Origin of the sequence: Erythrobacter sp. NE805 (assembly GCF_046452355.1) — a bacterium.
Lineage (GTDB): Bacteria > Pseudomonadota > Alphaproteobacteria > Sphingomonadales > Sphingomonadaceae > Erythrobacter.
Window position 1 is genome coordinate 253,278 of the sequence record NZ_JBKFDI010000002.1, and the last position, 13,611, is coordinate 266,888.

Below are 13,611 nucleotides of genomic sequence, written 5' to 3' on the forward strand. Positions count from 1 at the left end.
AAAGCTTTACGACATGACCGAGAACGACAAGCCGCTGGACCAGGCGGCGGAAGACGAATTGAAGGGTGTGCCCGAACACTTCCGCGAGGGCGCCGAGGAGCCCGCGAACGACAGCCTCGCCGAGGCGCTCGAGGGCCTGCGCCGCGATCTCGACGCGGCGAAGCAGGAGGTGCTCTACGCCCAGGCCGAGACGCAGAACGTGCGCCGCCGATTGGAGCGCGAGAAGGACGAGGCCCGCGCCTATGCCGCGACCGGCTTCGCGCGCGACATCCTGAGCGTCGCCGACAATCTCGCGCGCGCCGTGCAGGCGATCCCGGAGACCCTCCGCAGCGACGACAGCATGAAGGGCCTCGTCACCGGCCTCGAGGCGACCCAGCGTGAGCTCGAGAAGGTCTTCGCCAGCCACGGCATCACCCGCATCGCCGCGGTCGGCCTGCCGCTCGACCCGAACCAGCACCAGGCGATGATCGAGGTCCCCTCCGACGATCACGAGCCGGGAACTGTGGTCTCGGAGATGCAGTCGGGCTGGATGATCAAGGACCGCCTGCTGCGCGCGGCCATGGTCGCGGTGGCGAAGAAGCCCGACTGACGTTTCGTGCATCTCGCGCCGAGCGCCGCCGCACGCGGGGCGAGCGGCGGAACATCGCGCGCGCCTGTCCGGTTGCCCTTGCATGGACAATGCAAGGAGAATGACATGACCAGCAACCTCAAGGCCGCCGCCCTCGGGCTCACCGCGATGCTCGGGCTGGGCGCCTGTGCCGGCAACTACGCCGGCGAAGGCGCGCTGGCCGGCGCGGCGGCGGGCGCGGCGGTGGGCGCGGTGACCGGCGGCGACATCGGCACCGGCGCGGCGATCGGCGCGGCGGCGGGCGCGGCTGGCGGCACCCTCATCAAGAAGAACGACGGCCGCTGCTACCGGATCGACCGCGACGGCCGCGAGCGGCGGGTGAGCTGCCGCTAGAGCGCAGCTTCCGCTCCCGGGAAGGCGACGAGCCCCGCGTAGGCGGCCGCGTTCGCCGCTCCGGCGACCTCGACGCCGTTCCTCACGAGGAACGCGTGGCGCACGATCTCGGCCTGCTGTTCGAGCCCGTAAGCATCGAGTGGCAGGCCGGGCTTCAGCGCGTAATCGTAGCGGCACCAGGGGTGGCGGCGCAGGACGAGATACCAGCGCCCGCGCCGCTGCGCCTGCCACACGTGGGTCAACTCGTGAATGAAATGCGCCTGCCGCTCGAGCGAGGCGGCGGCGAAGTCGTCGCAATAGTGCGGCGCGCGCGGGTGGAAGTGGATGTGTCCCATCGGCGCCATCGTCACCCCGCGCGGCTGGAAGGGGAAGAACCTGCGGCGTATGACCCTGACCGGCGCGTAGTCGATCGCGGTCCCGAAGACCGAACGCGCGAGCGCCACCTCGCCCGGTGTCAGCGCGCGCTCGCCGCCAACGGGACAGGCGGGCGCGGGCTCGCTCAGCGCTCGTCCCCGGCGGCGCGCACCGGCGCCTCGACCGTGGCCGTCGTGCCGTTCGAGAGGGTGAGGGTGATCTTCGCCGTGCTCCCCGGCGCGAGCGCCTCGGAGGGCTGCATCACCATGACGTGCAGCCCGCCGGGCGCGAAGCTCACCGGCGTTCCTTCACTGAGCGGCACCTCGTCCGTCATCACCATCATCATCTTGCCCGCCTCCTCGGCGTAATCGTGCATCATCGTCATGCCCGCACCCGCGACCTCCACGCCGGTCAGCGATACGCCCGGCGCCCCGGTGTAGGACAGGTCGAAATAGACCGCCGCCGGGTTGCCCGCCACGGGCGCGAGCACAACGCGGGCGTTGCTCACGGTGAGCCCCGCGCTCGGCTCGCCTTCGGCAGCGGTCGAGGTCCCGCCGCCCTCCGAACAGGCGGCAAGCGGCATCAGCAGGGCAGCGGCGAGCGCCGTCGGAAGGGTGCGGGCGAGGGCAATCACGGCGGTGTGTCTCCTTGTGGCAAGCCCCCGAAAACTAGAGGCGCGGCTCTCTTGTGCCAAGCGAAAGCACACCTATATCGCCCTCACAAACGAGCCGCCGAGGCGCTTTGCCGACTTCTCGGGAAGCCGAAGGCAGCGGTGTCCAACAATGTCCTTATGGATGGGGAAACAATGGGTAAAGTAATCGGTATCGACCTCGGCACCACCAACTCCTGCGTCGCAGTCATGGACGGCGGCAAGCCCAAGGTGATCGAGAACTCGGAAGGCGCGCGCACCACGCCGTCGATCGTCGCCTTCACCAAGGATGGCCAGCGCCTCATCGGCCAGCCTGCCAAGCGCCAGGCAGTCACCAACCCCGACAACACCCTCTTCGCGATCAAGCGGCTGATCGGCCGCCGCTTCGACGATCCCATGACCAAGAAGGACATGGAGCTCGTCCCCTACAAGATCACCAAGGGCAAGAACGGCGATGCCTGGGTCCACGCCGGAGGCGAGGACTACAGCCCCTCGCAGATCAGCGCCTTCATCCTCCAGAAGATGAAGGAAACCGCCGAGAGCTACCTCGGCGAGAGCGTGACGCAGGCCGTCATCACCGTGCCCGCCTATTTCAACGACGCGCAGCGCCAGGCGACCAAGGACGCAGGGCAGATCGCCGGTCTCGAAGTGCTGCGCATCATCAACGAGCCGACCGCCGCGGCGCTCGCCTACGGGATGGACAAGGAAGACGGCAAGACCATCGCCGTCTATGACCTCGGCGGCGGCACTTTCGACGTCTCGATCCTCGAGATCGGCGACGGCGTGTTCGAGGTGAAGTCCACGAACGGCGACACCTTCCTCGGCGGCGAGGACTTCGACAACGCGATCGTCGAGTTCCTGGCCGATTCCTTCAAGAAGAAGGAAGGCATGGACCTCAAGGCCGACAAGCTCGCGCTCCAGCGGCTCAAGGAGGCGGCCGAGAAGGCCAAGATCGAGCTGTCGAGCGCCGCGACCACCGAGGTCAACCTGCCCTTCATCACCGCGCGCATGGAAGGCGGCACCACCACCCCGCTGCACCTCGTCGAGACGATCACCCGCGCCGACCTCGAGAAGATGGTCGACGCTCTGATCCAGCGCACGCTCGAGCCGTGCCGCAAGGCGCTCGCCGATGCCGGGATCGGCAAGGATCAGGTCGACGAGGTGATCCTCGTCGGCGGGATGACCCGCATGCCCAAGGTGCGCGAGGTCGTGGAGCAGTTCTTCGGTGCGAAGCCGCACACCGGCGTGAACCCGGATGAAGTCGTCGCGATGGGTGCGGCGATCCAGGCGGGCGTGCTGCAGGGCGACGTCAAGGACGTGCTGCTGCTCGACGTGACCCCGCTCTCGCTCGGCATCGAGACGCTGGGCGGCGTGTTCACCCGCATGATCGACCGCAACACCACCATCCCGACCAAGAAGACCCAGACCTACTCGACCGCCGAGGACAACCAGAACGCGGTGACGATCAAGGTCTACCAGGGTGAGCGCGAGATGGCGGCGGACAACAAGCTGCTCGGCAATTTCGACCTGATCGGCATTCCCCCGGCCCCGCGCGGCGTGCCGCAGATCGAGGTGACCTTCGATATCGACGCGAACGGCATCGTCTCGGTCTCGGCGCGCGACAAGGGCACCGGCAAGGAGCAGACGATCAAGATCCAGGCCTCGGGCGGTCTCTCGGATGCCGACATCGACCAGATGGTCAAGGACGCCGAGAAGTTCGCCGAGGAGGACAAGAAGCGCCGGTCTGCCGCGGAAGCGCGCAACCAGGCCGACAGCCTCGTCCATGCGACCGAGAAGCAGCTCGAGGAGCACGGCGCCAAGATCGACGCTGCGACCAAGAGCGATGTCGAAGCGGCGATCGCGGCGGTGAAGACCGCGCTCGAGGGCGGCGATCCCGACGACATCAACGCCAAGGCGCAGGCGCTCACGCAGGCTGCGATGAAGATGGGCCAGCAGATCTACGAAGCGCAAGCGGCCGCAGGGCCCGAGGGCGAGGCCGCTGCCGCCGCGAACGAGGCTCCGGCCGAGGACGTGGTCGACGCCGAGTTCTCCGAGGTCGACGAAGACAAGAAGGGCTAAGGCCCCGATGCATCCCACAGGCTCGCCGCGGCGTCCGGATCACCGATCCGGCGCGGCGGCGGGCGGCGGCAACGGGGATTAGGTCACGACGATGTCCAGCGCCCAGCTCGATTACTACTCGCTTCTCGAGGTGACCCGCGACTGCGACGGGAACACCTTGAAGAGCGCCTACCGCAAGCTCGCGATGAAGTATCACCCGGACCGCAACCCGGGCGATGCGACCTGCGAGGCGAAGTTCAAGGCGATCAACGAGGCGTACGATTGCCTCAAGGACCCACAGAAGCGCGCGGCCTATGACCGCTACGGCCACGAGGCCTTCACGCAAGGGATGAACGGCGGCGGGAGCGGCGGTCCCTTCGGCGGCCGAGGCGGCGGCGACTTCGCCGACATCGGCGACATCTTCGAGACGATCTTCGGCAGCGCCTTCGGCGGCGGCCAGCAGCGCCAGCAGAGCCGCCGCGGCGCGGACCTGCGCTACGACATGCAGGTGAGCCTCGAGGAGGCCTTCCACGGCAAGACGACCGAGATCGAGATCGAGGTCTCGCAATCCTGCGACACCTGCGACGGCAGCGGCGCCACCCCCGGCACCTCCGAGCGCCAGTGCAACCTGTGCCACGGCATGGGCAGCGTGCGCGCCAAGCAGGGCCTGTTCGTGATCGAGCGCCCCTGCCCGACCTGCTCGGGCCGCGGCACGGTGATCGAGAACCCCTGCCGCGTCTGCCGCGGGGAGGGCCGGGTCGACCGGCCGCAGACCTTGAAGGTGGACATTCCTGCAGGGGTCGACACCGGCACCCGCATCCGCCTCTCGGGCAAGGGGGAGGCCGGCCAGCGCGGCGCGCCTCCGGGCGATCTCTACATCTTCCTCCACGTCAAGCCCCACCCGCTGTTCGAGCGCGAGGGCACGACGCTCGCCACGCGCGTGCCGGTGAGCTTCACCACGGCGGCGCTGGGCGGCTGCGTCGAAATCCCCGACCTCGACGGCTCGACCAACCGGCTCGACATCCCAGCGGGGATCCAGTCGGGCAAGCAGCTGCGCATCCGCGGCGCCGGGATGCCGGTGCTCCAGGGACGCGGGCGCGGCGATCTCGTCGCGGAGATCGTGGTCGAGACGCCGACCAAGCTCTCGCGCCGCCAGAAGGAGCTGCTCGAGGAGTTCAAGGCGACCGAGACCGGGGACGAGTGCCCGGAAAGCCGGAGCTTCTTCGCCAAGCTCAAGGACGCCTTCGGGGGCTAGATGCTCCCCTCGCTCCTGATCGTCGACGACTTCCTCGCCGATCCTTGGGCGGCGCGGCGCAAGGCGCTGGGGCTCGGCTATGACCCGGCCGCGCAGCACGGCAACTTCCCGGGGCTGAACTCGACCCGCGCCTTCGACACCGCGCCGATCGACGCGGCGGTCTCGCGATTGCTGGGGGTGACGCTCGGTCCGGCGCCGGGCACGCAGCACGGCCATTGCCGGCTGACTGGCAAAGGAGCCAAGGGCCGGAGCGGCGTCCATATCGATCCGGCGGCCTATTCGGGCATCCTCTACCTCTCGCGCCCCGAGGACTGTGCGCTTCCGCAAGCGGGCGGCACCGACTTCTTCCGCCACAAGCGCACCGGCTTGGAGGCCGTCCCGCAGGACCCGGCGCGGATTGCCGCCTCGGGCTATGGCGACGTCAACGCGCTGATCGAGGATGTGGTCAACCGCGACACCTGCCTCCCGGCCAAGTGGGAGCGCACGATGCGCGTGCCCGCGCGCTTCAACCGGCTGCTGCTGTTCTCCCCCTGGCAGTTCCACGACGCCGCCGCGGGCTTCGGCACGAGCCCGGAGGATTCGCGGCTGGTCATGCTGCTGTTCTTCGGGGTGGTCGGAAACTAGGCCCGCTCGCCCTGAGCTTGTCGAAGGGCTGTTCTTCTCTTCGGGAGGAAGTGCAGGGCTTCGACAAGCTCAGCCCGAACGGGAACGGGGGTGGGCGCTACCCCATCCGCTCGCGCACCTCCATGCGGATCTGGTCGACGAGGCCCTGCTGGCAGCGCCCCGCTACCTCCTCCTCCTCGAGCACCGCGAGGAACACCGCGCGCTTGCCCGCCCGGATCGTCGCCTCGGGGACCGCCCCGCCCACCGTCGAGGCGACGAGGTCGATCATCCGCTCCGCTCCGTGAAGGCGCCCCCACAGGTAGTCGTTCTCGCGGTAGTCGCGGCTGAAGAAGGCGCCGAAATTGTAGAACTCGATGCCCCTGAGCGTCGCCGCCGTGCCGCCCTCGCGGATCGAACGCGCGTCGTCGGGGGAGATGCGGTCGATCTTCACCGGATTGAACTCGTCGAACCCCTCGCGCCGCGAAAGGGGGAGGGTGGCGACGTCGTAGAAGGGAAAGCCCAGATAGGTGAGCAGCATCCGCCGCTTGAGGACGCGCGGCATGTCCTCGAGTGCGTCGATCAGCATCTCCTCGGCGCGCAAGTCGGTCGCCGGCAGCAGCCGCTGGGTGGCGAGGTGGTCGAGCACCGCGCCGGGCGCGCGCATCGCCTCCAGCGCCAGCATCGCGAAGCGTTCCGAGTGGCGCACGTCCTCGTCGGCGGCGTGGTAAAGCGCGAGGATCTCGTAGAGCCGGTCGCGCGCGCGGTCGCTCGCTTCCTCGGGAATGTCGGGATCGAGCTGCCAGTCACGCGCGAGCTTCCTTGCGAGGAGCTCGAGGCGACGGATGCGGAAGCCCGTGTCGTGCGCGCGGAAGAAGGCGATCGCCGGCGCGGTCGCCCCGCCACTCGCATCGGTGAGCCGGGTGAGCCCGCGCGCCTCGAGCTCGCGCCGCAGCGCCTCGGCGAGCGGGCCGGGCTCGGCCATCGGCTGCCCGGCGGCCTTGAGCGTCAGCGCGGAAAGCTGGTCGAGGATCCCCTCGAACTTGGTCAGCGCATAAGCCCCGAAGGCATAGCCCGCCCGCTCTGCCGCGGCCTGCTGGGCCTTGGCGCGCCACGCCGCGAGGCGCTTGGGCGTGGGGCGGTCGAGGAGGAAGGTATAGCCGAACAGCTTTTCCACCGCGCGGTCGATGTCGGGTTGCAGCTCCATCACGATGCGCTTCAGCCGCCCCGCGTCGCGCGACTGCTGCTCGATGCGCTCGAGGTCGTCGCGGATCGGCTGTTCGCGCGGGATGGTCGAGAGCGAACCGAAGATCGCGCCGAAGAAGCCGATCTCGCGCGCGCGCATCGCGGGGGTCGGCCCCATGCCCTCGGGCCGCGGGTCGAGGTAGACGAAGCGCCGGTCGACCTCGCGCTGGGCGGGGCGGCCGTAGAGCGCGGCGAGCGCGGCGCCGAAGGGCGCGTTGACCAGCACCGCGCCGTCGATCAGCGCGACCTCGCCGACCGTTCCGCGCGCGACGTGGGCGGGCATGGTGCGCGCGAGGAAGGCCTGGCGGGTTTCCCAGCAATGCCCCTCGGCCTCGGCGAGGCGGTCGATCTCGGCGAGGGTCAGCGGCGGGAAGGCGCCGGGGAAGCTCGCCGTCGCGCGCGCGGCGAGCACCAGTTCGAGCGGGTCGGCGAGCCTGCCGCCCTCCCGCCGCGAGCCGCCTTCGCCGACCCGCGCGCGGAAGGTGATCGGCAGGCGGTGCTCGCTCTCCTCGACCTGCGGCGGCGAATTCAGGCGCAGCGTCTCCGGATGGCCGCGGAAGTCGGTGGCGGTGACGGCAAGGTCGATCGGGTAGCCAGCGGGAAGCAGCGGGATGCAATCGCCCTCCTCGGCCATGCGGGCGAGCGCCTCGAACAGCATGGCGGAGAATTTCTCCCCCGAGAACGGCGGGCTGAACCACCGCCCGCGCACCAGCTTGGAAACCTTGGTGCGCACCTCGGCGCGGGTGCCGGGCGAGACCGTGGCGCTCACCGCGTTGCCGGGGCGCGAGAGGAACCACTCGGCGATCGGCTGCGCCCAGAGCTTGGCATAGCGCCACATCGGCTCGGCCTCGGGATCGGTGAGCGCCTCGACATCGGCGTTCTTGAGCCACAGGTCGGTGAGCGGTTCGAGGCTGTGCCCGGCGTGGATCGCCTGGGCGAGGAACACCGCGTTGATCCCCCCCGCGCTCGCGCCCGTCAGGATGTCGGGGAGCACGCGCACCTGCAATCCGTGGTCGCGCTCGATCACGCCGAGGAAGTCGCGATAGGCCGCCGCCACCCCGTTAAGCGGCACGGCAGCCGGATGGTGGAAGGCGCGGCTCGCGCGGGCGAGGTGCCACACCTCCTTGGTGATCCCATGCATATAGACCGCGAGGCTGACCCCGCCGTAGCACACGAGAGCAAGGCGCAATTCCTTCTGGCGCATTCGGCGTGTCTAGCGGGGATGACACGCGCATGGCAATTGCGTTCGTCATCTGTTCTCGTTATGGGGCATGACATATGGCAAAAACGAAACGCCGCTACGTCTGCCAGGAATGCGGTTCGGTCTCGCACCGCTGGCAGGGGCAATGCGCCGACTGCGGGCAGTGGAACACGCTCGTTGAGGATGTGCCCGCGACGGTGTTCTCGCAGAAGCACGACCTGTCGAGCGGCGGGCGGGCGCTGGCGTTCGAGCCGCTGAACGCGCCGACGCAGCTGCCGGTGCGGAAATCGACGGGCCTTGCCGAGTTCGACCGCGCCTTGGGCGGCGGGCTGGTGCCGGGCTCGGCGGTGCTGCTCGGCGGCGATCCGGGGATCGGCAAGTCGACCCTGCTGCTCCAGACCGCGGCGACCATCGCGCGGGGGGGCAATGACGTGGTCTATGTCAGCGGCGAGGAAGCGGCCGGGCAGGTGCGCCTGCGCGCCGCGCGCATGGGCGTGGCCGATGCGCCGATCCGGCTCGCCTCGGAAACCTCGGTGCGCGATATTCTCACGACGCTGGGGCAGGGGCCGGCGCCCGCGCTGCTGGTGATCGATTCGATCCAAACCATGCATTGCGACACGATCGAGGGCGCGCCGGGCACCGTCAGCCAGGTGCGCGGCTGCGCGCTCCAGCTGATCCGCTACGCCAAGGAGAGCGGCTGCGCGCTGGTGCTCGTCGGCCACGTCACCAAGGACGGCACCATCGCCGGGCCGCGCGTGCTGGAGCACATGGTCGATGTCGTCATGAGCTTCGAGGGCGAGCGTTCGCACCAGTACCGCATCCTGCGCGCCCTCAAGAACCGCTTCGGCGCGGTTGACGAGATCGGGGTCTTCGCGATGGCCTCCGAGGGGCTCGAGGAGGTCGCCAATCCCTCGCTGCTGTTCCTCTCGGGGCGCGAGACGCCGCTTGCGGGGAGCGCGGTGTTCCCGGCGCTCGAGGGCACCCGGCCGGTGCTGGTCGAGATCCAGGCGCTGATCGTGCGGCTGCAATCGGGCGCGACCCCGCGCCGGGCGGTGGTGGGGTGGGACTCCGGTCGCCTCGCGATGTTGCTCGCGGTGCTGGAATCGCGCTGCGGGCTCAATTTCTCCTCGGCCGAAGTCTATCTCAACATCGCCGGGGGCTACCGCCTGACGGACCCCGCGGCCGACCTCGCGGTCGCCGCCGCGCTGGTCTCGGCGCTTGCCGACCGGCCGCTCCCCGACAAGGCCGCGTGGTTCGGCGAGGTGAGCCTCGCGGGCGAGATCCGCCCCGTCGCCCATGCGCCGCTGCGGCTGCGCGAGGCGGCCAAGCTCGGCTTCGCGCGCTGCTACGGCCCGGCTGGGGCTGCCCAGAGCGGGGCCGGGGCAGACTATCGCGGGCTTACCGCACTTGCGAACGTCGTTGACCAGGTGGTGGGCAGCGCATAATCGTTTCGGCGCACATGGCCGTCCTCGACATCCTCATCGGCATCATCGTCCTCGTCGCGGCGGTCGGCGGCTTCCTGCGCGGGCTGGTGCAGGAAGTGCTGAGCCTCGCCGCGTGGATCATGGCCGCACTGGCGCTCCACTTCCTCCACCCCGGCCTTACCGAGGGGCTGCGCAGCTTCTACCGCGCCGAGCCCGCGGTCTCGCTGCTCGCCTTCGCGATGCTGCTGCTGATCCCCTATGCGGCGATGAAGGTCATCATCGGCAATGTCTCCGAGGCCTCGGACGGGGCGGTGCTCGGGCCTGTCGACCGGGTGCTCGGCTTCGGCTTCGGCGCGGTCAAGGGCGCGCTGATCGCGGTCTTCGCCTTCGCGGTGCTGGCGATCGGCAAGGACGAGGAGTGGGGCTACTATGGCCGGCCTACGTGGATGATCACCGCGCGCACCTATGCGGCGGCCGATGCCTTCTCGCGCCAGCTCATCCCGCAGATCGCGATCACCCGCGACCGCCTCAGGATCGAGGCCGACGAGCGCGAGGCCGCCGCCGCCCGCGCGGCCCGGCGGCGGCGGTGACCCGCGCGGGGGCGGCGAAGCTCTATTCGCCCGCGCTGCTCGGCCTCGCGACGGGCCTTGCGCGCTTTCCTATCACCGCCGACCTTCCCTTGCGCGCCGAGGCGCGCTCGCGCAGCTGCGGGAGCGTCATCGCGCTCGGGCTCGCGCTCAATGCCGAGGGGCGCATCGCCCGGATCGGCATGCAGGTGAGCGCCTGCGCGATCGGCCAGGCCTCCGCCGCGCTGCTCGCCGAAGCGAGCGCCGGGGCCGAGCCCGCCCGCGTCGCGGCGACCGCCGAGGGCCTGGCCGCCTGGCTGGCAGGGGAGGGCACGCTGCCGGACAGCTGGCCGGGCCTCGACCCGCTCGCCCCGGCGCTCGCCCATCCGGGCCGCCACGGCGCGCTGCTCTTGCCGTGGAAGGCCGCCGTCGAGGCGCTTTCCCAAGCGAGAAGCAACGGCTAGTGACGGCGCAGAGAACGTCGCGGCACACGCGGGCAAGGGGATGATCAGGGACATGTCAGAGGCTGAGGCACTCGCCGGACGCGAGCCGAGCGAGAAGGAAATCCGGCTGGTGATCGGCGCCTCGAGCGCGGGCACGATCTTCGAGTGGTACGACTTCTTCATCTACGGAACGCTCGCCTACATCCTCAAGGACGCCTTCTACGCCACGGACAACGAGACACTCGGTCTGCTGCTCGTGTGGTCGACCTTCGCGGTCGGCTTCGCGTTCCGCCCGCTGGGCGCGATCCTGTTCGGCTTCCTCGGCGACCGGCTGGGGCGCAAGTACACCTTCCTCGTCACCGTCACCCTGATGGGGATCGCCACCGCCGGGGTGGGCCTCATCCCCACGATCGACACGATCGGGGTCGCCGCCCCGATCATCGTCATCCTGCTGCGGGTGGTGCAGGGCCTCGCGCTGGGCGGCGAATACGGGGGCGCGGCGATCTATGTCGCCGAGCACGCTCCCCCCGAGAAGCGCGGCTTCTACACGAGCTTCATCCAGGCGAGCGTCGCGGGGGGCTTCGTGCTCTCGATCATCGTCGTCATCGCCTGCCGCGCGCTGATCCCCGAGGACGCCTTTGCCGCCTGGGGCTGGCGCGTGCCCTTCCTCCTCTCGATCGCGCTGCTCGCGATCTCGCTGTGGATGCGCCTCAAGCTCTCGGAGAGCCCGGTGTTCCAGGCGATGAAGGCAGCGGGCGAGACCTCGGGCAATCCCTTCGTCGAGAGCCTCACCTATCCCGGCAACCCCAAGCGGCTGTTCGTCGCGCTGTTCGGGATCACCGGGATCCTGACGACGATCTGGTACACCGGGTTCTTCTCGGCGATGAGCTTCCTGAGGGGACCGATGCACGTCTCCGACCTCACGGTCGAGCTGGTGCTGCTGATTTCGGGCCTCATCGTGATGAGCTTCTACGTCCTCGTCGGGAAGTGGTCCGACCGGATCGGGCGCAAGCAGCCGATCATCATCGGCGCGGGGCTGACGCTGGTGCTGCTCTTCCCGCTGTTCTGGCTGATGGGGAGCTTCGCCAACCCCAAGCTCGCCGAGGCGGCCGAGCGCACCCCGATCGTGGTGAGCGGCCCGGCGTGCCAGACCGATCCCTTCGCCGAGCTGTTCCAGCGCGATCAGACCGATTGCGGCAAGATCCTCGAGACGCTGACCGCCTCGGGGGTCGCCTATACCCTGACCCCCGGCGAGACGCTCGCGATCACCGCGGGCGGCGAGCCGGTCGCGATCGCGCCCGAATGGTTCGCCGACGGCGCGGCGCGCAAGCAGGGCCTGCAGGAGGGCCTCGCCGCCTACGGCTTCGACTTTGCCAAGCAGGAGCCCTCGATCGGCGGGGTGATCGGCATCATCGGCGTGCTGCTCGGGCTGGGGATGCTCTCGGCGCTGACCTACGGCTCGGTCGCGGCGCTGCTTTCCGAGATGTTCCCGCCGCGCATCCGCTATTCCTCGATGTCGATCCCCTACCACATCGGCGCGGGCTACCTCGGCGGCTTCCTGCCGCTGATCGCCGGGGTGATCGTCGCGCGCACCGGCGATATCTATGCGGGCCTGTGGTACACCTGGGCCGTCGTGGCTTTCGGGCTGCTTGTCGCCTGGTGGGGAATCCCGGGGGGTCCGCCCAAGGACTTTCAAGACGATGATGTCGTAGACGCGTGACATCTTGCCTGTCGTCCCGCCTCCTCCCACCCTGCGCCTGAGCGTCGATACGCAGGCGCTCGCCGCCAACTGGCGCGCGCTCGACGCCCTGTCCGGCACGGCGAGCGCGGGCGCGGCGGTCAAGGCCGATGCCTATGGCCTCGGGGTCGACACCTGCGTGCCGGTGCTGCGCGACGCCGGCTGCGCGCTGTTCTTCGTCGCGCACTGGAGCGAGGTCGCGGACGTGATCCGCCACGTGCCGGGCGACAGGATCGCGGTGCTCCACGGCCCGATGAGCGAGGCCGACTGCGCCTATGCCCGCGCGACCGGCGCGGTGCCGGTCATCAACTCGCTCGAGCAGGCGGAGTTGTGGCAGGCGAGCGGGGGAGGCCTCTGCCACCTGATGGTCGACACCGGCATCAACCGCCTCGGCATCGGCCCAAGCGACGCGCGCGACCCGCGCATCGCCGCGCTCGAGGTCGACATGCTGATGAGCCACCTCGCCAGCGCCGACGAGCGCACCGCGATGAACCGGATGCAGGCCGAGCTCCTCGGCGAGGCGGCCGAGAGCATCGCGCACCGGCGCCTCAGCCTCGCCAACAGCGCCGGGATCGCGCTCGGCGCCGGCTTCGCCTTCGACGTCACGCGGCCCGGCATCGCGCTCTACGGCGGCGTCCCGCGCGAGGAGCTCGCCGGGCACATCGCGCCGGTCGTCCGGATCGAGGCGCAGCTCCTCCAGTGCCGCCACATCGCGCCGGGCGAGGGGGTGGGCTACAACGCGCAGTTCATCGCGAGCACCCACATGCGTGTCGGCACCGTGTCGATCGGCTATGCCGACGGCTTCCTGCGCCAGCGCGGGGCGGGCAACGCGCTCCTGCACGAAGGTCGCGCGCTCCCCATCCTCGGCAAGGTGTCGATGGACATGGTGGTGGTCGACCTCGCCGAGGCACCCGAACTCGCCGCCGGAGACTGGCTCGCGGTGCCTTGGGACATTGCCGATGCTGCGCAGCAAAAGGGCCTCTCGCCCTACGAGATGCTCACCGTGATCGGCCACCGCCTGCGCCGCGAATCGCTGTCATCGGCGTGACGTGTTGCACCGCAACGTGTGCAAGTGCTAAGGGGCCTCAAAGGACATAAATCCGGGGTCGAGAAAAGC

The 13,611-nt window shown here is 69.8% G+C and carries 13 protein-coding genes; 10 read left to right on the forward strand and 3 right to left on the reverse strand.

The features are described from left to right. Nucleotides 1-13: 13 nt before the first annotated feature. Together ACLBKU_RS09195 and ACLBKU_RS09200 are read left to right on the forward strand one after the other, a co-directional pair. Complete coding sequence (locus ACLBKU_RS09195) at nt 14-589, forward strand: nucleotide exchange factor GrpE (protein ID WP_410179253.1); 576 nt, start codon at nt 14-16, stop codon at nt 587-589. 105 nt (nt 590-694) lie between these two features. After that, the gene (locus ACLBKU_RS09200; RefSeq protein ID WP_410179254.1) at nt 695-961 is read left to right on the forward strand and encodes a glycine zipper domain-containing protein; all 267 of its coding nucleotides are present in this window, start codon (nt 695-697) and stop codon (nt 959-961) included. Here the strand turns inward: ACLBKU_RS09200 and ACLBKU_RS09205 are convergent. Together ACLBKU_RS09205 and ACLBKU_RS09210 are read right to left on the reverse strand one after the other, a co-directional pair. Continuing rightward, nucleotides 958-1,404 carry a vgr related protein gene (locus ACLBKU_RS09205; protein ID WP_410179255.1) on the reverse strand — a complete coding sequence of 149 codons (447 nt, stop codon included), beginning with the start codon at nt 1,402-1,404 and terminating at the stop codon, nt 958-960. The genes ACLBKU_RS09200 and ACLBKU_RS09205 overlap by 4 nt on opposite strands. A 56-nt stretch (nt 1,405-1,460) precedes the next feature. Continuing rightward, nucleotides 1,461-1,949: a copper chaperone PCu(A)C gene (locus ACLBKU_RS09210; protein WP_410179256.1), complete on the reverse strand. Its 489-nt coding sequence runs from the start codon at nt 1,947-1,949 to the stop codon at nt 1,461-1,463. 171 nt (nt 1,950-2,120) lie between these two features. On the opposite strand from ACLBKU_RS09210, the gene dnaK reads away from it, so the two are divergent. From dnaK to ACLBKU_RS09225, 3 genes are all read left to right on the forward strand, one after another. Further along, nucleotides 2,121-4,043, forward strand: a complete 1,923-nt coding sequence (gene dnaK / locus ACLBKU_RS09215) for a molecular chaperone DnaK (RefSeq protein WP_410179257.1) — start codon at nt 2,121-2,123, stop codon at nt 4,041-4,043. A 91-nt stretch (nt 4,044-4,134) separates the two neighbouring features. Next, entirely contained in the window at nt 4,135-5,277 is a 1,143-nt protein-coding gene (gene dnaJ, locus ACLBKU_RS09220; protein ID WP_410179258.1) for a molecular chaperone DnaJ, read from the forward strand. Then, complete coding sequence (locus ACLBKU_RS09225; RefSeq protein WP_410179259.1) at nt 5,278-5,901, forward strand: DUF6445 family protein; 624 nt, start codon at nt 5,278-5,280, stop codon at nt 5,899-5,901. A gap of 97 nt (nt 5,902-5,998) precedes the next feature. Here the strand turns inward: ACLBKU_RS09225 and ACLBKU_RS09230 are convergent, their stop codons facing one another. Beyond that, nucleotides 5,999-8,326, reverse strand: a complete 2,328-nt coding sequence (locus tag ACLBKU_RS09230; RefSeq protein WP_410179260.1) for a patatin-like protein — start codon at nt 8,324-8,326, stop codon at nt 5,999-6,001. A gap of 74 nt (nt 8,327-8,400) precedes the next feature. Between ACLBKU_RS09230 and radA the strand changes: the two genes are divergently transcribed. Genes radA through alr form a run of 5 tightly spaced genes read left to right on the forward strand, consistent with a single transcriptional unit; the run spans nt 8,401 to nt 13,542 of the window. Further along, nucleotides 8,401-9,768, forward strand: a complete 1,368-nt coding sequence (gene radA, locus ACLBKU_RS09235) for a DNA repair protein RadA (RefSeq protein WP_410179261.1) — start codon at nt 8,401-8,403, stop codon at nt 9,766-9,768. Between the two features lie 14 nt (nt 9,769-9,782). Next, nucleotides 9,783-10,337 carry a CvpA family protein gene (locus ACLBKU_RS09240; protein WP_410179262.1) on the forward strand — a complete coding sequence of 185 codons (555 nt, stop codon included), beginning with the start codon at nt 9,783-9,785 and terminating at the stop codon, nt 10,335-10,337. Next, complete coding sequence (locus tag ACLBKU_RS09245) at nt 10,334-10,777, forward strand: iron-sulfur cluster assembly scaffold protein (protein WP_410179263.1); 444 nt, start codon at nt 10,334-10,336, stop codon at nt 10,775-10,777. Before ACLBKU_RS09240 ends, ACLBKU_RS09245 begins: the two co-directional genes overlap by 4 nt. 52 nt (nt 10,778-10,829) lie before the next feature. Continuing rightward, nucleotides 10,830-12,476, forward strand: a complete 1,647-nt coding sequence (locus tag ACLBKU_RS09250; RefSeq protein WP_410179264.1) for an MFS transporter — start codon at nt 10,830-10,832, stop codon at nt 12,474-12,476. 1 nt (nt 12,477) lies between these two features. Beyond that, a complete protein-coding gene (gene alr, locus ACLBKU_RS09255; protein ID WP_410179661.1) occupies nt 12,478-13,542 on the forward strand; it encodes an alanine racemase in 1,065 nt (354 codons plus the stop codon). Nucleotides 13,543-13,611: the final 69 nt, after the last annotated feature.